Origin of the sequence: Pinibacter soli, assembly GCF_029961145.1 — a bacterium.
Taxonomy (GTDB): Bacteria; Bacteroidota; Bacteroidia; order Chitinophagales; family Chitinophagaceae; genus Pinibacter; species Pinibacter soli.
In genome coordinates, this window is sequence record NZ_JASBRG010000007.1 from 411,726 (window position 1) to 430,373 (window position 18,648).

Annotated in this window: 17 protein-coding genes; 14 read left to right on the forward strand and 3 right to left on the reverse strand. The window is 42.4% G+C overall.

The annotated features are described in order from the left end of the window. Positions 1 to 65: 65 nt before the first annotated feature. The 4 genes from QJ048_RS12655 (at position 66) to QJ048_RS12670 (ending at position 2,814) form a co-directional block, all read left to right on the forward strand. A complete protein-coding gene (locus tag QJ048_RS12655; protein ID WP_282334727.1) occupies positions 66 to 1,076 on the forward strand; it encodes a TlpA family protein disulfide reductase in 1,011 nt (336 codons plus the stop codon). Positions 1,077 to 1,086: 10 nt separating this feature from the next. Continuing rightward, the gene (locus QJ048_RS12660; protein ID WP_282334728.1) at positions 1,087 to 1,557 is read left to right on the forward strand and encodes a hypothetical protein; all 471 of its coding nucleotides are present in this window, start codon (positions 1,087 to 1,089) and stop codon (positions 1,555 to 1,557) included. A 26-nt stretch (positions 1,558 to 1,583) separates the two neighbouring features. After that, complete coding sequence (locus QJ048_RS12665) at positions 1,584 to 2,054, forward strand: CYTH domain-containing protein (RefSeq protein WP_282334729.1); 471 nt, start codon at positions 1,584 to 1,586, stop codon at positions 2,052 to 2,054. Positions 2,055 to 2,325: 271 nt separating this feature from the next. Beyond that, on the forward strand, positions 2,326 to 2,814 hold the full coding sequence (locus QJ048_RS12670) for a hypothetical protein (RefSeq protein WP_282334730.1): 489 nt from the start codon (positions 2,326 to 2,328) through the stop codon (positions 2,812 to 2,814). Positions 2,815 to 2,921: 107 nt separating this feature from the next. Here QJ048_RS12670 and QJ048_RS12675 read toward each other — a convergent pair whose 3' ends face one another. Further along, complete coding sequence (locus QJ048_RS12675; RefSeq protein ID WP_282334731.1) at positions 2,922 to 3,776, reverse strand: glycoside hydrolase family 16 protein; 855 nt, start codon at positions 3,774 to 3,776, stop codon at positions 2,922 to 2,924. Between the two features lie 254 nt (positions 3,777 to 4,030). Continuing rightward, positions 4,031 to 4,870, reverse strand: coding sequence for an alpha/beta hydrolase (locus QJ048_RS12680; protein ID WP_282334732.1), 840 nt, complete (start codon positions 4,868 to 4,870; stop codon positions 4,031 to 4,033). A gap of 157 nt (positions 4,871 to 5,027) precedes the next feature. Between QJ048_RS12680 and QJ048_RS12685 the strand changes: the two genes are divergently transcribed. The 4 genes from QJ048_RS12685 to QJ048_RS12700 all read left to right on the forward strand — a co-directional run bounded on the left by QJ048_RS12685 (position 5,028) and on the right by QJ048_RS12700 (position 8,044). Continuing rightward, positions 5,028 to 5,375, forward strand: a complete 348-nt coding sequence (locus QJ048_RS12685; protein WP_282334733.1) for a hypothetical protein — start codon at positions 5,028 to 5,030, stop codon at positions 5,373 to 5,375. A 474-nt stretch (positions 5,376 to 5,849) separates the two neighbouring features. Further along, positions 5,850 to 6,134, forward strand: a complete 285-nt coding sequence (locus QJ048_RS12690; protein WP_282334734.1) for a PEGA domain-containing protein — start codon at positions 5,850 to 5,852, stop codon at positions 6,132 to 6,134. Continuing rightward, positions 6,079 to 6,525 (forward strand): hypothetical protein, encoded by a 447-nt coding sequence (locus QJ048_RS12695; protein WP_282334735.1) that lies wholly within the window; start codon positions 6,079 to 6,081, stop codon positions 6,523 to 6,525. Before QJ048_RS12690 ends, QJ048_RS12695 begins: the two co-directional genes overlap by 56 nt. Before the next feature lie 373 nt (positions 6,526 to 6,898). Further along, positions 6,899 to 8,044 (forward strand): ScyD/ScyE family protein, encoded by a 1,146-nt coding sequence (locus QJ048_RS12700; RefSeq protein WP_282334736.1) that lies wholly within the window; start codon positions 6,899 to 6,901, stop codon positions 8,042 to 8,044. A 130-nt stretch (positions 8,045 to 8,174) separates the two neighbouring features. Here QJ048_RS12700 and QJ048_RS12705 read toward each other — a convergent pair whose 3' ends face one another. Next, positions 8,175 to 8,564 carry a hypothetical protein gene (locus QJ048_RS12705; RefSeq protein WP_282334737.1) on the reverse strand — a complete coding sequence of 130 codons (390 nt, stop codon included), beginning with the start codon at positions 8,562 to 8,564 and terminating at the stop codon, positions 8,175 to 8,177. 663 nt (positions 8,565 to 9,227) lie between these two features. Between QJ048_RS12705 and QJ048_RS12710 the strand changes: the two genes are divergently transcribed. Genes QJ048_RS12710 through soxC form a run of 6 tightly spaced genes read left to right on the forward strand, consistent with a single transcriptional unit; the run spans position 9,228 to position 18,648 of the window. After that, a complete protein-coding gene (locus QJ048_RS12710) occupies positions 9,228 to 12,254 on the forward strand; it encodes a SusC/RagA family TonB-linked outer membrane protein (protein ID WP_282334738.1) in 3,027 nt (1,008 codons plus the stop codon). Between the two features lie 42 nt (positions 12,255 to 12,296). Beyond that, a complete protein-coding gene (locus QJ048_RS12715) occupies positions 12,297 to 13,649 on the forward strand; it encodes a RagB/SusD family nutrient uptake outer membrane protein (RefSeq protein ID WP_282334739.1) in 1,353 nt (450 codons plus the stop codon). Between the two features lie 35 nt (positions 13,650 to 13,684). Beyond that, positions 13,685 to 15,031 carry a DoxX family protein gene (locus tag QJ048_RS12720; RefSeq protein ID WP_282334740.1) on the forward strand — a complete coding sequence of 449 codons (1,347 nt, stop codon included), beginning with the start codon at positions 13,685 to 13,687 and terminating at the stop codon, positions 15,029 to 15,031. Between the two features lie 30 nt (positions 15,032 to 15,061). Further along, on the forward strand, positions 15,062 to 16,729 hold the full coding sequence (locus QJ048_RS12725; RefSeq protein ID WP_282334741.1) for a hypothetical protein: 1,668 nt from the start codon (positions 15,062 to 15,064) through the stop codon (positions 16,727 to 16,729). 19 nt (positions 16,730 to 16,748) lie between these two features. Next, on the forward strand, positions 16,749 to 17,357 hold the full coding sequence (locus QJ048_RS12730; RefSeq protein WP_282334742.1) for a c-type cytochrome: 609 nt from the start codon (positions 16,749 to 16,751) through the stop codon (positions 17,355 to 17,357). 25 nt (positions 17,358 to 17,382) lie between these two features. Beyond that, positions 17,383 to 18,648 (forward strand): sulfite dehydrogenase, encoded by a 1,266-nt coding sequence (gene soxC, locus QJ048_RS12735; RefSeq protein ID WP_282334743.1) that lies wholly within the window; start codon positions 17,383 to 17,385, stop codon positions 18,646 to 18,648.

Genomic DNA, 18,648 nt, shown 5'->3' on the forward strand with positions numbered 1-18,648 from the left:
TATCCGTAAATACCTAAACCATCGCGTGTCATTCTGGTGACAGCGTGCTATTACAAACCCGAATTATGCGACTCCTTACCCTACTGTTATTTCTGTTTACACTCTGCTTTAAAGGCTTCTCCCAAACCAATATAACATTAATACTCACCGCAGGCAAAGAGGTTGCGAAAGTATATGCCATGGATATTAGTCAGAAAGAGAAACTTACCTCAACTTATCGGGATACTGTCAATTTAAATTTTACTAAAACAAGTAATATCGATCTGTATAATATCGGTTGTTATGTAGGAAAAAGACAATTTTGGGACCAAATCTGGCTGGATTCCGGCAACATAGAAATCCATGCACATTTGGACTCAACAACATTTAAAATCGATACTGTTATTAATTCCCGGTTCTTCAACTATGTGGCAAATTTTCATGCGAAATATGATGACTATTTTACACGAAATGATACCATTCAAATCAACAGATTTCTCCTTGACAGAATAGATGCCAATATAGACAATCCGTTTTCTTTGTGGATTGCGATGTATTATCTAAACCTGAATCAAAACAGTAAAGGCAAAGTTGATCTGCTAATGCAAACGCTAGCCAAACAAGGCGACAAATTTTCATGGTTCTCATGCTTTCCCGTTGTTAAAGGACGAATAAAAAGTGTCTTGTCAACCGATCGACTGAATATTTCGGATTTTGATTTTATTGGAAAACAGAACACAAAGACTTTTCTGACTCTTAACAAAGCAGACTATTATGTTTTGGATTTTTGGTTCCTCGGCTGCGCACCTTGCCGAGCAGAACACAAAATAATAGCAAAAAAATATAATCAGTTGCTTGCGAAAAACATTGAAGTGATCGGCATTGCTACTGATGAATATTGTAAGCAATGGGAAAAATATCTTTCTGCAAACAAATACGATTGGCCGAATTACCTGCAGGCATCAAAAAATAAAATTACGGAAGCCCTGAAAGTAAGTGGCACACCATACTATGTAGTTATCAATAGCAACGGTGATATTATTGGCCGATTCAATTCCTTTATGGAGGTTTTGAAAAAGTTTAACCTTAATATATAAACTGATAAACATGCAAGAAAATCAAATAGACCTACTTACCCACGAACTCGCCCCCGAAAACGCATTACCAAGGAAAAAAATGCTGCCTTTATGGATTAAAATATTCGCATGGATTTTTTTGATTTTTAGCTTATTTGTGCCAATAGTACTGGTTTTAGGAGTATCGGAACATGATGCCAAACTGGCCTTGTACGGGCTTGAAACAAATAAGCCGTTTTCATTGACTGGTATCATAATTACAGCGATTTTTGCAATCAAAGGAATTACCGCATTTGGGTTACTGAAAGAAAAAGACTGGGCAATTAAAATTGGAATAGTGGACGCTATTATAGGAATTACAATTTGCCCGCTTGTAATGTTTTCTCCTGTTATAGGCTCCACCGGTGGCTTTTCGATAAGGCTCGAGCTTATTGCGCTCGTCCCCTATTTATTGAAGCTTTTGAAAATAAAACCTCAATGGGAATCCTTCATGTACGTATAGTTTTCAACAATAACTTTAAACCCATCATGCCACTAGAAATAGAACGGAAATATCTTGTCGACCACCAAAAGTGGAACTCGCTTGAAAAGCCTGCCGGCAAGCGCTATAGGCAAGGCTATCTTTCAACAGATGAAAATAAAACAATACGCATAAGGACAACCGGTGCAGAAGCCTATTTGACGATTAAAGGAAAATCGAAGGGCGCAACACGCAGTGAATTTGAGTATGAAATTCCCTTAGCCGAGGCGACACAAATGCTGGATACGCTTTCGGAAAGTGAGCTATCGAAAACCCGTTACGAAATTCATTACATGGGCAAACTTTGGGAAGTAGACGTTTTTCATGATGCGAATGCGGGCCTGATCGTGGCTGAAATAGAACTGGATAATGAGGATGAAAAATTTGAATTGCCCGACTGGATTTTACAAGAGGTAACGGATGATGCTAAATATTATAATTCGAATTTGACGTCGAATCCATTTTCCAAATGGAAATAGAATTCGCCGACAGGATCTATTTCAAAGATGAAAAATCTTTTGCTGTACAAGTTGCTGCATTCGTCGCGAAGAATTTAGACTTACCCATATTGCTATCCGAAAAATACGCTATGAATTAATCGTGGGCTTTTGTATATTTAGATAGCATTGGATGCTTCGCTGGAAAATAACAGAAATTACTGCTTTCCTCAACCTGCTGTAATACGACAAACACCTATCCTTCCCTGGATCGGCTTTAAGACAACCCTATTCACCCCACAAACCTAACGTTATGAAACTCCTGGCGCTGCTGGTATCTATTACATTATGTTATAGCATCTGTGCACAAAAACCACTTTTTATACGGGTATACAATTTCGAAGGGGAAAAAGTAGACAAAGGATTTATATTAGCCATTACGGATACACTAGTCATTATTGCCGGAGACAAAGGCAATGATACTATTCGGGTAAAGGATATTGGTGCCATTCGAACCAAGCATTCCGCGGCTCATAATTTGGGTATTGGCGCAGGTATTGGCACAGTGGGATTTGTAACCTACGGAATTGCATCGGCTGATCCAGATGAGTTTTTGGGATATACGGCGGCGGAAGGCGCATTGATGGGCCTGATAGTAGGCGTTCCGGTTGGAGGTGCACTTGGAGCCTTGACGCTCCCATTTAAGGATTCTAAACATTTCATAATTTACGGAGACGCCGAGCGATGGAAAGCATTTAATAAAATGGTAGTAAACGAGAACTTTACTAATAGTGAAAAATAGCTTTTCTAGCGGAGCGAGTCGTTCGTTGAAAAGGTTGTTGAGCAGTTCGCAAATGATCTGCGCACTTTATGTTTGACAACCGAAAATTACTTTGACCAATTTTTGATTTATTGTTTTTGATAAACCCTTACAAAGTCAATTTCAAAACGCCTCGGGTAAGAAGTGTTTGCTGGGTTACCGCCGTTTTGCCCGCCAATAGCGAGGTTCAGCAACATGTAGTGTGGTTGTTTGAATGGATTAAAACCACTTCCGTCTTTATCCACTACCGAATCTGTTATTATTTTGTTGAGTGTATGTCCGTCAATAGAAAGCACTATTGAATCTGCTGACCAATCCATTCTCCATGTATGAAATTGTGATGCCCATTTTTCGCCGCCGAGCGAATCAGTAGCAAAACGTTTGCTGTGCCACTCCTGTTTATCTCCACGACCAAGTGTTACGAGGTTTGCCAGCAACATTCCCCTGTAATATTCCATAATATCAATTTCGCCGTTTGCGGGCCATCTTTTTTCAACACCCAATGTCCACCATGCGGGCCACATGCCGCTGCTTATATCAATACGGCCACGCATTTCAAAGCGACCATATGTCCATGTTTTTTTCTTAGCGGTTATAAGGCACGAAGAAGTGTAATTGATTTCTCTCCTGCTCTTCCGCCAGTCGCGACTGCCTTCTTCATAACGTGGATTACTTTTAGTTTCTTTTCTTGCCTCTATTATCAGGCTTCCATTTTCGCACCAGGCATTATCCGGTTGATACCATTGGTCCTCTTCGTTGCGCACGAATCCATGTTCGTAGCCCCAGTTGGCGGTGTCGGGTTTTCCATTCTTGTTGAACTCGTCTGCCCACACCAGCTTGTACCTTTCTTTTTTATAAAGGTTGCGTGCGGCTTTTGTGATCTGCGCATAGATAGAAAATGTACCCGGAATGACTGCTGCGGCAATAAGAAAAATCTTTTTCATAATTATTTCAAAACAAAATCAAGCTAATGAATTTCATCGGAGAAACGATTCGCTTTTTTTAAGCAGAGCTGCTTTAGAGTGTTTCTTATACTTCAGTTAAAACAATCGTATCTGACAAAAATATGAAACGAGGCTGCATAAGTGTAGACTATACCATTATTCACTTTGCGGCTATGATCAAATAGAATGGGCAAATAGAAATCAGGTTCTATTTGCCCATTTATTTCTTACCAGCCCAATGTCAAGGCAGTTTATCAATTCGTTTTAACGTTCAACCAATCCAAAATATCATTCATCACCAATTCCTTGCCTATGTCGTTAAGCAAGTCGTGATAATGTCCTTCATACAACTTCAGCGTTTTATCTTGCGATAATGAGTTATCGTAGAAATACTGACTGCCACTCGGTTTGGTAGCTTTATCAGCAGTGCCGTGTACTATAAGCAGCGGAAGTGTAATGGTGGGTATTTCGGCCCTAAGTCTTTCATCAGCAAGTACAAGTTGTTGCACGGTTTTAGTGGGCTGCACTTCGTGATCGATAAGTGGATCACTATTCATAAAATCAACCACTTCCTGGTCGCGTGAGAAGTCTTCGTTCTTTAATTTCAATACGTGTGCATGAGGAAAGACATGACTCAGTCCTTTCAAAACAGCAAGCGCAAATTCAGGCGCAGGCACCTGGAATGCAAAGCTTTCGCAGATGAAACCGTTCAATTTGTTTTGATAACCCAATGTATAAACAGCAGACAGTACGCCGCCTGCACTGTGCCCCAATAAAAATGTAGGCAAGTTGGGATGCGCGGCCTGGGCAATGTCCACCAGTTTGTCAAGTTCAGTTACGAACGAGTTATAGTCAGCAATATAATATCGTTCGCCATCTGACTGTCCACGTCCGGGAAAGTCAATTGCATACACCGCATAATTCTGCGAGGCTAACTGTTGTGCCGTCCATTCGTAGTACCCGCTGTGGGAGTTGAACCCGTGCGCTATTACGACCACGGCTTTTGGTTGGTCAGCAGATTTCCAGCTTCTGTAAAATACAGACATGCCATCTTCTGAAAGGAAAGTGGTTGGGTTTGTTTGATTTGATTCCATTTTAATGTTCTTTAATTTTGGAGGTTTTTAATAGTGTTATAAAAAGATTCAACTTTTTTCTAATATAATAAAAATCTTCCAGCGCTTATAGTGTGTTACTAAACGGTAACGAAAAGTTATAATACCCGGGTATTTTGCAACAATATCATTATCTCATTTGCCGCGAGGCATTGGCTCTTTTAAAACCAAACATTCTAATGGTCATTATATAGGCTTTGGTGCTGGTATTGGAGCTGCTTCGGGAGCAATCCTGGGTGGTATTGGCGGCGCAGCAAGCGGCGGTTCTGAAACAGTTGTTTCGCCTGCAGAAACAGCAGCCATATTTGCAGCCCTAGGTTTGGCCGGTGGAGCAATAATTGGAGGAATAACTGCTGCAGCAAAAAATTCCAAACAATTTGTAATTAATGGAGATACTACCAACTGGAAAACATTTCTGTCGATGGTAATTAGTTATAATGCTGCCTTGAAAATGGAATGGGAAAACCCGGTTCCATCGCATGGGTAGAACGTGGTCAGGCTTTTCTGCCAGATTAAAAAACACTTACTTTTTGCTTTAATGGCAATTAGTTTCTATATTGTTCAGGCGTAGAGCACCACAAATTTTAGCCCCTTTTTTAAATACCGTTATGGATTTACTGAGCCTTAAGCCCTTGCTTCTGACATCGTTGCTGCATGGATTAAATGTATCTGCACAGGACAAATTTTACCTGGGTTCCTCCGTTAAACAACGCAAGGTTGTTGACATTACTGCATCCAAAATAACATTACTCCGGAAATTGGTGGCACCAATAAAAGCGAGCTTGAGACGAGCAAAGTGCTGATGGTATTCAATACCAAGGGAGGTTTCTCATACTAACAAGCTTAATTTCAAACTTCCGCAAACATAGAAACTAGTCAGTCAATATTTGCTCAGTTTTTCGTTACAACTTTTCAAAACGATTCAATAAATACAGTTTTTAAATCAACAACCAAAATCAAAATGAAAGTGAAATCCCTTCTACCCGTTTTCTCAATGCTTCTATCTCTGCTTTTCGTTAACGCCTCTGCATCTGAAAAAGTAACTGTTACTACGTCACCACAAACGGCCAAGATATTTGTGAATGGCGTTTTGATGGGTTCTGGAAAAATAACAGTAACCGTTCCAAAAAAAGAATGTGTAACCGTAGAGATAAAACTTGAAGGCTATATCCAGGAGACAAGAACTTACTGTGATAAAAAAGGAATGTCTGAGCCGCCTTCCACAGATTATACAATTGCAGGCTGATGAATCTTACACATCGAGTTTTCAAACAGATATTGCCAACAATGAGATACTAATCAATGTTAAACCAGGGCGCAGTAAAGATGACGCATGGAAACAGATCGTAAGCACAGTGCTTGGCAAGTTTGATGTGTTGGAAAACAATGATGAAAAAGCCGGTTATCTCCGCACATCCTGGAACGGCAGCACTTACAGAGCAAACACCGTTCGCATCCGACTGATCATTAAACAATCATCAGAGGATCCTCTTGCATACAAGGTGAAGTTTGTTTCCGAAGAGTCTGGCAGGTCAGGCACCGCATTTAGTGCAGACGAACAATTTCATGCATTTAACCGGGTGCTAAAAAAATATGACGGATTTATTGAGGAATTGACGACACGTTTAAAGAATTAGCGCATGCCCATCTATATGCGATTTTTATAAAAAGTAAACCCCGCAAATCAGCGGGGTTTACATTTTATATCATGGAACAATAAGCCTGGAATGAACCTGAAATTCAGTTGATACGCGTAAAAAGTCATCTGCATTAGCAGCACTCTTTTTCACCAAATAAAATTACCACTTGATTATCATTATAAAATTGAGTAGCTTTTACCTCTACTTCTGATCACAATCTGAATTTTTGCTTCGTATATACTGCTGTTCTTTTTCTGCATTGAGAAGACAATCTCCTCATACGTAAAGCCCAATGTCCATCACAGACCTTGTCCTGTTCTGTCACTATTTGTATTGTTTTATTTATTCACCAATTTATCAGGAGGCAAATATGAAAAGTTTTATCAGGTTGATTACGATTGGCATTCCTGCTGCACTTACGTTTTATTCCTGTCAGAAAGGAGCACAACAATCAGATCAGCAAAACACAAATGAAAGAGTGGAATTGCTCAAGGCAAAACCCACTGAAAACATTCAGGGTTCAGTTTCTGTATTTTCTACAGGCTTCAATAATCCGCGAGGACTAAAATGGGGCCCCGACGGAAATCTTTATGTTGCGGAAGGTGGCGTGGGCGGCACTACAATAACCGACCAGTGCGCCCAGGTTGTTTTTCCGGTAGGTCCATATAAGGGAAGTTTGTATGGCGGTCGTATTTCTAAAGTAAACGCATGGGGCGTTCGCTCAACAGTGACAGATTCATTACCAACCAGCAGTGCGAATGAAATTATTGGTGGCGATGTAGAAGGCGTAGCTGACGTTGCTTTTATAGGCAACCAACTATATGCACTGCTAGCTGGAGCGGGATGTTCGCACGGCGTTCCAAAAGTTCCAAACGGCATTATTAAGGTAGATGCCAGCAGCGGAAAATGGTGGATGGTAGCCAATCTTAGCGCATGGCAGATGGCGCACCCTGTAGCGAACCCTGAACCAGATGATTTTGAGCCCGACGGCACATGGTATAGTATGATGAGTTTGCAGGGAGACCTGTATGCGCTCGAGCCCAACCACGGGGAACTTGTCAGGGTAACTACCAGCGGCAGCATTAGCCGTGTTATAGATATTTCTGCAAGCCAGGGACATATTGTTCCAACAGCATTGTCCTATCATGGCAACTTTTACGTGGGTAATCTAAACCCTTTCCCTATCCCCGGTGGCGCTTCCAAAATTTTTAAGATCACGCCTTCAGGACAAATAAAAGAAGTGGCTACAGGCCTTAACACAGTTCTTGGATTGGTATTTGACGATCGAGACAGAATGTATGTGCTGGAAATGACAGACGGCGCACCGTTCCCCACTCCTGGACTTGGAAAGGTATTGCGCATAGATCCAAACGGCAGCATGAGCGTTATTGCAAGTGGCCTTTCTCTGCCTACCGGTATGACCATGGGACCAGATGGAAATCTTTATGTATCCAACTGGGGATTCAGCCCAAAGGCGATCGGCGGAGGACAAATACTTAAAATCACTCTTCCTTAAAACCATAGTGACAGCAATATGTATAAAGGAGATATTTGACGATTACTTGTCTACTAATAATAAACCCGCTTCCAAAGCGGGTTTATTATTGACTATTGTATCAGGTTGCCAAAAACTATTAGTGCGGCGTTCAATCGAAATATACTAAAAGGATTGCGACACCAAAGAAAAGCAAGATCGATCCGTTTAAATAGCTTAAAACAAACCATGTTCCGTTTCTTGCATCCTCTTCACTCTCGTTCTCAAACTCCTGCAAATAACCGTTCCATCGTTTCTTATTGTACATTACCAGGGAGAACAAAAGCATAAAAAAAAGATATCCCAGGAGAATAGCCGCTTTATTAGCCGGCAACAAATGCCCTCGACTTCCAAATCGCGTTTGTACAACCATTACCAATGTAGCATACTGAAAGAAATGAGTTATGAATAAAGTAAACAAAACATTGAAAACCGGAGTATCGTTAGGTCTTCTTAAAGCCCATTTGTATAACTTAAAAATCACGTATCTATAGGGTCGCATTCGGGGTTATTTTTCGCGTCTAAAGATAAGAGGCCAGTTATTAAAAACAAAAAAGTCAAAACATTCAAGGTATTCGAAATGTACAAAGAGGATTTGAATTGTAATAAAGAACAATGGTTTTAAATTCCTGCACCAGCAACTTTAAAGATTTTATGGTTTTAAAAAATATAATAAAAATATTAGTCTATTTATTTGGTGGACTATTAGATTTAGGATAATATTGTGATTCATTAGTCATCTGAACTATATATATGAAACGCAATAGTTCCCACAATACAAGTATTTCAACGAGCTACTTTTATCAATTGCCAACCCACTCCATGGCAATCGTAACAACCTGTTACTGTTGTGCCTGCACATGCTGTTAATTCTGCATTGATCATATGTGCTATACCCTACTCAATTTTCTTTCGTGATTTTTTAAGGACAAAAATATTTTGCCGTCGTATAGTAGGTATGCTTAACCAGGAATACAATAAATATTCATGGGCTCTACCGGTGCATAACATTCGCGGGTTATCGTCCGAAAGCCTTTGGGTATATGGATTTTCTTATAAAAAATATCGTGTCGTAAGCATAAAAAAGCCAGGAACTGTTCGCGCAGTCCTGGCCCGGAAATAACAAGGCTTCGCGGCCTCATTACTAATAACCAAAGCAAACATAATGAAAAAATATGTACTGACGGGGCTATTGCTCCTGTCTGTCCTATCTCTGATTTTCGCCCAAAAAATTGAACCTCTAATTAATTCTACTCTTAACGGAAGAGTACTGGATCGCAAAAGCAATCTCCCCTTAAGCGGCGCAGACATTCAAATAAAAGGTACAACGCATGAAGTTGTTGCCGACAATGAGGGGCGATTCAATTTCAGAACAGGTCAAAAATTTCCTTACATACTTATTGTATCACACGTCGGATACGAGACACAAGAGGTTACTGTAACTTCAAACACGATCGAAATCCAGCTTAAAGAAACATCCAAAGGGCTGGAGGAAGTTGTTGTAGTGGGTTATGGTACATCAAAAAGAAAGAATCTCGTAGGGGCCGTAACCAAAGTAAATGCCAGTGAGCTCAGAGATATACCAGCTGGTGGGTTCGATGCGCAACTGCAAGGTAAAGCTGCAGGCCTGCAAACCACCACAACAACCGGAGTGCCCGGAGAAAGTGTAACGGTGCGCCTTCGCGGTGCCACATCTATCAATGCAGATAACACGCCACTGTACGTAATTGATGGTGTGTTTGTAAACAGCACCAGCTTGCAAACAGTGAGCACTGGTGGCAAATCAACGTCGCCCATTGCAGACATCAACCCTGCGGACATCGAAAGCGTCGAAGTGTTGAAAGATGCTGAAGCTTCTGCGCTGTATGGTTCCCGTGGTGCAAACGGTGTTATCATTGTAACGACTAAACGCGGCAACTTTAGCGATGGCACACGCATCAATGCACAAGCGTCACACGGGTATGCATGGGCGCCTCCTTTGTGGAAATTAACTACGGGCCCTGAGCATGCCACACTGGTAAATGAATATTACGCTAACATTGGCGGCAAACAACCGTTTACTGGTGATGTATGGAATCCTGCAGCATCATCTGCCCGCGGCACGCCTGAACTACAGAAAACATACGACAGGCTCGGTGAAGCTTTTCATACAGCGAATCTTAGCAGTTACAATCTTTCTGTTGCGTCTGGTAATAAAGCCACAAGATTTTATCTTGGCGCGGGTTATGACAACCAGGAATCTATTCTTCGTCCGATCAGTTTTGACCGTGCCACATTCAAATTCAATATCGATCATAAGATCAGTTCCATTGTGCAGATTGGTAGCAGCAACACACTAACCCGCACGCACAGAAACCAGGGAAGAGCCGGCGACGGTCCTGCCGGTGGTATTTTGCAAGCGGCATTGCACACACCAACTTACCTGCCTCCTACCAACGACCAGGGAGTACTGGTGGGTCGTGCAGGATTTGACAATCTTACATTGTTGTTGCAATACTATGATGTGAATGCGGTTAGCTTACGATATATCGGCAATGTGTATGCAGATGTGCAAATTCTTCCGGATCTGAAATTCCGTACGAGCTGGGGCGTTGATTATGACAACTACAAAGAATCCGAATATTGGAACAGCATGCTAATCGCAGGAAGTCCTTCTGGCGACGCCACTTCCAGCATATCGGACAATGCCAGTTGGGTGAATGAACAAACACTTACCTATCGCAAAAAATTGGGCAAGCACAACTTCGGTATACTTGTCGGAAATACACTACAAAGCAATACTTACGAAAGAACTTTCCTGGATGGAAAAGGTTTCGCCAATAATTCCTTCACAAAAATTTCCTCAGCTTCTGTAATCACAGGAACACAAAACTGGAGCCAGAACACGCTCGCTTCTTTCTTTGGAAAAGTGGATTATAATTTTAATGATAAGTACATTATCAATGCGAGTCTTCGTGCAGATGGTTCTTCTAAGTTTGGTCCTGAAAGAAAATGGGGCTACTTCCCTTCTGTAGGTGCGGCATGGCGAGTTAAGCAGGAAAAATTTCTGCAGGATGTTGACGTGATCAGCGACCTCAAACTAAGAGCGAGCTATGGCATCACAGGGAATCAAAACGGTATTGGAGATTTTGCTTCGCAAGGTTTGTGGACAGGAGGATCGTCTTATAAAGACACTGCCGGTATCGCGCCACAACAATTGGCAAACGACAATTTGCAGTGGGAAAAAACCAGCCAGTTCAACATTGGTGCTGACGTTTCCTTTTTCAACGGCAGACTTTCGCTGGAAGCGAACTACTACTACAAATACACCAGTAATGGATTGCTGCAATTGCCAAGACCTGCTACTACGGGCTTTAGCACTTACTGGAGCAATGCGGCAGAGATCAGCAACAAAGGATTTGAACTTACGATCAACAGTGTAAATATTCAGAACAAGAATTTTACATGGTCGACTAATTTCAATGTGGCGCAAAACATCAACAAGATTGAAAAGCTTGCGAGTCCTTTGCAATATGGCAGCCGCAACCTCATTTTGCTGCAACAAGGATCACCAATGTATTCTTTCTATCTGTACAAACAATTGTATGTTGATCCGCAAACAGGTAACGCAATTTACCAGAAAGCAGATGGAACGCAGGGCATGAATCCCAAGACAAGCGACAAGCAGATCATGGGAAGTGTATGGCCAAAATTCTTCGGCGGTTTGGGTAACGACCTGACGTTCGGCAATTTTGATTTCAACATTTTCTTCTCCTTTCAATATGGCAACAAAACATACAATCACAACCGCTTCTTTGGTGAAGGCGGCGGCGCAAGAGATGCTGCGAGGGTAATCTTCGCAAGTGATCTTGCACGCTGGCAGAAACCCGGCGATATTACTGATGTTCCCAAAGCTGATGGTGTGAACGTAAACAACTACCTGGATGCTGGCGGACGCTGGTTAGAAGACGGAAGTTTTGTTCGCCTGCGCAACGTTACGCTTGGCTATTCATTTCCTAAAACATTCGTTAAGAAGATCGGCCTGCGTAATATTCGGTTATACGTTACCGGTAGCAACCTGTTTCTCATAACAAAATACAGCGGACCTGATCCTGAATCAAGCGCGAACAGCAACCAGAACCAACCGGGTATAGACCTCGGCACGCCACCACAACCGCGCAGCGTACAATTCGGTATCAATGTAGGTATCTAAACTGAACATTAACCTGGCGCATGCCAGCAAAAAAATATCATCATGAAATTTTCTAACTATATACTAGCGGCAGCCTTTTCTGTTTCACTTTCATCCTGCGAGAAATTTTTGGATGTACAGCCAAAGGAATCCGTTTCAGACGAGCAAACGATTTTTGATGTCACCTCTGCCACGGAAGCAGTGCGTGGTATTTACAATGCATTTGCAAGCGGCAGTTACTACGGCACCACTTTTCAATCAATCGGCTATCTTTCCGGAGACAACATCCAATGGACAGGCTCGCAATCACAGGTGCAGGAATTCATCAATCACAATGTAAGAGCCGACAACCCTACCATCAGTTCGGCCTGGGGTCAAATATATGTCGCTATCAATCGTGCAAATAATGTGATCGAAAAAGTGCCCGCGTTACAGGATCCTCATGTCAGCGAAGACAACAAAAACCAATTATTGGGTGAGGCATATTTCCTCAGAGCACTTGCCTACTTTGATCTTGTTCGTACCTGGGGCGGTGTGCCACTTATTTTAAAACCCACCAAAACTGCCGCTGACAATTCTGGCATTGCAAGAAGTACCAAACAGGAAACATATGCACAGGTGCTTAATGATTTGAATAAAGCCGAAGCGTTGCTTCCTGTTGCGACCAACCGTTATCGCGCCACTGTAAAGACCGTTTGGGCATTGAAAGCTCGCTACTATCTCTACCAGGGAGATTGGGCCAATGCTGAGTCTTACGCGACGAAAGTAATCAGTGATGTAACCAACTATCAGCTAAAATCTCCTTACAGTTCATTTTTTGCCAACGGCGCAAGAGGTACAGTAGAATCAGTGTTTGAAATTTACTACAATGGGACTACGGAAACAAATGGTCACGGTGGTCAATGGTTACCGCAAACATTGGGTGGCACGAGACAATGGGCTCCAAATGATGCATTCGTTGCGTTGGTAAACACTACTGCCATTGGCGGCAACCGCAGTGTGCTTGTCGCAAAAGACAACCAGAACCGCTGGTATGGCACATTATATGGCAGCACCACTTCTTCCGGCTCGTATGTAATACGAATTGCGGAATTATTTCTCATAAGAGCAGAAGCAAGAGCCCAGCAAAATGTTCTTACCGGATCAAACGGTGCCTTGTTTGACTTGAATGCTGTTCGTGCAAGAGCCGGCCTGGATGCCAGCACAGCCACCAAACAATCAGATGTATTGTTGGCTATAGAGAATGAACGTCGCGTGGAATTTGCATTTGAACCACACCGCTGGTTCGACCTCGTAAGAACCAACAGAGCAGCTGCAGTGCTGGGCGTAACTGATACAACCAAATTCGTTCTGCCTTTACCAAACCAGCAAATACTGTTGGATCCTGCACTTAAACAAAACCCGGGTTATAATTAAAATATATTCCTAACAATTGCTAAAAGTTCATCATTATGACTACAGCCTCCACTACTGCCGGTTCTCCCGCATGGACAAACGTTGAAAAGATAGTGTTTCGCATTTTTTTCATCTACTTTTTCATACAAGCAATTCCTGTTGACTGGAAGTTCTATCAGCAACTTTTTTCCATCAACTGGGCATCGCTGCATTACGGTGACATCTTTACACTGGCCCATTACACGCCTCAGTTTACAGGCGACGGGTTTGGTAACTGGTTGTTCATTTTTCTTATTGCTGTGATAGGCGCAACCGCCTGGACGATCGCAGACAAGAACCGTACAACCAACTATGATCGCCTTTATTATTGGATCCGCACTGTTGTACGCTATCGTTTAGCCATCGCCATTGTAGCTTACGGCTTATTAAAAGTGTTCAATCTGCAATCACCTTATCCGTCGCTCAGCAATTTGAATACGGCCTATGGCGATTTCAACAGATGGAAATTGTTTTCGCTAAGTTTAGGTATCGTTCCATCTTATGAATTTTTTCTCGGCCTTGTAGAAACAACTTTTGGTTTATTACTGATATCAAGAAAAACTGCATCCATCGGTGCTTTCCTGATATTGATCTTTACAGGCAATGTATTTGTTTCAAACATCGCGTATGATGGCGGGCAAGTGGTATATAGTTTTTACCTGATCACACTTGCCTTGTTTGTCATTGCACACGACTTACAGCGAATCTTCAATTTGCTAATTCTTCAAAAACCAACTGCACCAGTTACGTATGTTCCTGCTTCTGAAATGCAGCTGCAAAAATATGCAAGTATTGGTCTGAAGAGTTTCCTGCTGTTTTTCTTCGTGATATTGTATGGCGCAAAAACATGGTCAGGCGCACGCAAAGACAGTTATCAATATCCCAACACCAAAGGTCTTGCAAGTGTAAGCGGGCTTTATAATGTAAGCGAGTATCGTGTGAATGGACAGGAACTTCCTTACTCGCAAACAGATCCAAAAAGATGGAAAGATGTTGTGTTTGAAACATGGAATACAGTAAGTATCCGATCTAACAGGCCGGTGCAAGTTGACTCATCCAACAAGGATCGTATCACAGCAGCAGACAGTCTGAGAACATATGAACTTGAAGGTTCCGGTGGCAGACACTATTATAGCTATGATGCTGACACTGTAGGCCATTCGCTCGTTTTGCATAACAGAAACAAAAACTATGCAAACGAAACGCTTCATCTTGTTTATACGAAAACAGACGGCAAGCAGATTATTCTAGCGGGTACAGATCAAAACAATGATTCGCTATATGTCGTGTTGGATAAGATCGACAAAAAATATTTGTTGAAAGAAGCAACAAAACAAAACCGTGGCAAAGCATTAAAGCTTTGATCAACTGTTTCACCAATAAATAACAACATCATGTCAACAATAGAAGCCATCAGAACTACACCAAACACCGGTACACTGTTACAGGAGCCATCTGCAGCTGCGAACAGTAAGCAGCAGAAAGAAAATCTTGCTGCATGGAAACCTTTCCAACGTTTCCTGTTTCGCATAGCATTCATCTTTTTTATCCTCCTATCTATTCCCAATAGCTGGGGCTGGTACAAACTCGTTGCCCATATTGACTGGACAAGCCTACACTACCGCGACCTTTATGATATCGCACGTTTTAATTCAGGCATTACGTGGTTTGGCAACAAGATATTTGGAAGCTCATTGCTTGGTTATGCAGTGTGGATCAATACACTGCTGTTTTCCATTGCAGGAGCACTGGTTTGGACGTTCTCTGCTAAGGCATTAAAAAAAGAAAGACAGGAATACAACACTGCCTATTACTGGCTCCGCGCCATTGTTCGGTACAGAGCAGCTATTGGCATTATAGGTTTTGGTTTTACCAAACTGTTTCCTGTTCAAATGCCTTACCCTTCACTCGGTGTACTCAATACTAATTTTGGAGATCTCACTTCTCAAAAAATATACTGGCTGTCAATTGGCATTGTACCCTGGTACCAGGTGTTTGCAGGCGTTATAGAATTGACAGCAGGCACATTGCTGTTTTTCAGACGCACCACAACATTAGGAGCTATACTGCTATTCGGCGCTTTGGGTGATATCGTGTACGTGAACTTTGCATATGATGGCGGTGTACATGGCTACAGCAGCTACTTTGTATTGCTGTCTGGCTTTTTATTGATCAGTGATCTTCCTAAAATATATCGCCTTTTTATACAGGAACGTTTTACTGTTCCGGTAAATTTTTATCCTGTTCTTCCAAAATGGCTAAGTATAACACGCATTTCACTCAAAAGCGCGACAATATTTATTTTCCTTGTTGTGCTTTTCTATCTGCAGTTCATCAACTGGAGATACGACCCGTACAAACAACCATCTGTTGCTGGCGTTAAAACTTTGAGGGGAAATTACACAGTAACGGAATTCAAAATTAATAACAAGGTTATCCCGTACTCACCTACCGATACTACAAGATGGAACGAAGCAACTTTCGAAAACTGGACCACGCTTACATTCAGAGTGAACAAACCCAACCCGCTTGATCTCTCTAATGGAGGCGGAAGTCCGCAAAGAGATCTGCATCGCACTTTTGAACTGACCGGTGTTGGCGGCGGACAAAGAGTATTTCATTACTACGCAGATGAAGTGAACAAAACACTGTACCTGCAGGATAAGTACAAAGCAAGACGTGGTGGCGGCGAAGACGATTACACCGGCGATCCTGACCCATTGGTCAACAACGAACGCACGGAGAAAGGCAAAGGAAGGTTAAATAAAAACAAAGCCAGAGAAGAGGATAACTGGATACCTAAAGAAGCCCTTGCCAACATTGGCGATGAAATCTACAAAATAGACAAGAATGCGGTTACTACACGAAGAAAGAGAGAATTAAAAAACGTGCGTAACAATGAAAACAGGAACCGCATGGTATTGAAATACGATACGCAAGACGGCTCAAGAATATTTCTTAGTGGCATTAACGAAAATAAAGATTCTATTTACATAGTGCTGGACAGGATCAACAGGAATTATGTATTGACTGAAAGCAGCCTGCAGGCTGGAAAATATTAAAGGCCTAGTGAGACACAATATGCTGCTTTTACTCCTGACCGTGGTATTCATCGTTTCATGCAAAGACAAGCAGGAAGATGAAATGATCGTCTACAACAAACACGCGGCAAAGCGACAACATGCAGACAGCGTGATAAATGTGAAGATCATTACAGAGATGCCACCAACATTTGACATAGGCAGAAAAGCAACCAGCGCAGAAATAAACGAATGGGACATAGATGTACGTGCCGATGGAAAGGGCCTTCCGGAAGGCTCCGGCAATGCAACAGAAGGCAAAGCAATATTCACACAGAAATGCGCTGCATGTCATGGCAAGGATGGAGAAGGTGGCGCATATGCCCGTCTTGTAGCTGCAATGGGCGATACCGTTAAAACAAAGACAATCGGCAATTATTGGCCATGGTCTACTACCCTGTTTGATTACATACGCCGCACGATGCCTTATAATATGCCGGGTTCATTGAAGGATAATGAAGTGTATAGCCTCACGGCATATCTTCTGTACCGCAACAAGATCATCGATTCGTCGAAGATCATCGATGCAAGAAGCCTGCCTGGGGTAGTGATGCCTGCACGAAAATATTATGTGAACGACGACAGGCGCGGTGGCCCGGAGGTTAGATAAGAACACTATGCAAAACAGCTTTGACATGGAAAGACCAAAAGAAGAAAAGGAATATTCGTTTAACGATAGTAAAAAAATAAACAGGAGACTGCTGCTGGGATCAGTGGCGGCAAGTGCCGTTATCGCATTGGTGAAAACTACTACAGGACAGCTCGTGCCGGCCGCTGTTCCCAAGCATGTCTCCGTTCCTCCTGATCCTACAAAAGTGCAGGGACCGCCGCCTGGTGCATTAGGTACGCGTTCTCCTTTTGAGCAACTCGCTAAAAAAACTTCAGACACCTCATCACGTACGCCGTTGCAAAGTCTCTATGGGGTCATCACTCCTTCTGACCTGCATTTCGAAAGGCATCATGGCGGCGTGCCTGTTATCGATCCAACGGCATACAAGCTCGTTATTCATGGCATGGTAAAAAGGCCGATGACATTTACATTGAATGATCTCAAACGTTTTCCTTCAGCTTCACGTATCGCTTTCCTTGAATGCTCGGGCAATTTCAGAAGTGGAAAAGAAGAAATGACACCGCAGGAAATTTGCGGACTGACAAGTCAGAGTGAATGGACGGGCGTAATGCTTTCCACTCTGTTCAGAGAAGTGGGTGCAAGCCCCAAAGCCACCTGGTTTCTTGCAGAAGGTTCTGATGCGGCGGTAATGACAAGAAGCATTCCAATGAGCAAAGGATGGAACGACGCTATGATTGCTTACGGACAAAATGGTGAAGCACTACGTCCTCAGCAAGGATATCCCGCCCGTCTGTTTTTGCCGGGATGGGAAGGCAACACGAATGTGAAATGGATCAGGCGCATTGAAGTATCTGATCAGCCATTTATGACAAGAGAGGAAACATCAAAATACACCGAGAATATCAAAGATGGAAAAATACGGCAATTCAGTTTTGACATGGATGCCCGCTCTATCATTACATTTCCCGCATATCCGGTACAGTTAGATAAAGGCTGGGTAGAAATAAAAGGACTCGCATGGAGCGGACGTGGAAAAATTTTAACAGTGGAAGTAAGTGTTGATGCGGGAAAAAAATGGTATTCTGCAACATTACAGGAACCAGTACTGGACAAAGCTCATACACGTTTTCGTTTCTTGTGGAAATGGAACGGACATGAAACAGAAATCATGAGCAGGGCCATTGATGAGACGGGTTATACGCAACCAACGCTGCAACAATTGACGGATGCCCGCGGAAACGATATGGGCGGTTATCATTTGAATCCCATCACAGCCTGGGCCATAAAAAGGGACGGCAGGGTTTTGTTTAAACCGGAAAAATGGAAATAA